The organism is Agrobacterium sp. MCAB5, assembly GCF_052114365.1.
Lineage (GTDB): Bacteria > Pseudomonadota > Alphaproteobacteria > Rhizobiales > Rhizobiaceae > Agrobacterium > Agrobacterium tumefaciens.
The window spans coordinates 1-730 of sequence record NZ_JBFREP010000088.1 but is presented as its reverse complement, the minus strand read 5'-3'; the positions used below and the strand labels follow the sequence as shown (position 1 = coordinate 730).

The following is a 730-nucleotide window of genomic DNA, read 5'->3' as shown; positions in this document are numbered from 1 at the left end:
CCATCGGCAGCGTTCCGGATCTGCACTTACCAGGCAGACACTGCTGGATACACAACGCGCGTCTCAAAAGCTGCATCGGACCTGACAGAAGCTATGCTTCTGGGCACCAAGGATCAGAGCGGCGAACCACATAGCGCCCTTATCAGCTATTGCTTCTCTCGCGGGAAGCAGGCGCTGGGCATAAATTTCGTTGCAGATGTCCGCAACGCGGCGGATGCTGACGCGGCTTATGATCTGGTAGTTCGGGCTGACAAGTATGCCGTTGCGTTCATTGACAGCCTCTCATGGGAAAATGGAGAAGAATCAAGCTTTGGGGAGGAGCTGCAATCGGTTCCTGTTCGGATAGGCAACGAGCGGATCGCACTCCGCATCCCGGACCAGTGGGAAATACCGATCAACGATTTTCATGGCGCTTTGCCGGCCGAGTTGCACATGATCAGGCGCAAGGGCGGAAGAGATGTTGGCCTGATATGGCTGCTCGTTCAGGACATGAAGGAAAAACCGGACCTGGAAATGGCCGGAGCCACGATCGTGAGGGATTACTTTGTCAGGCAGACACCTGATGCCCGGCCACCCGCACTGATATCGAGTGAGGAAGACAGTCTGCTTGCAAAACAGGGAATCCCCGCACGCACCTTCCGGTTTTCAGTGACAGACAAAAAAGGTCAGGACAGCGGCGATATAGATGCGACAGTCATATGGCGGAATGGGCGCCTGCATGTACTCACCC

General features: G+C 55.5%; 1 pseudogene. It reads left to right on the top strand.

The annotated features are described in order from the left end of the window. Window positions 1-93 precede the first annotated feature (93 nt). Window positions 94-730 (top strand): annotated as a pseudogene (locus tag AB4Z23_RS27455) (hypothetical protein); the annotation flags it as partial.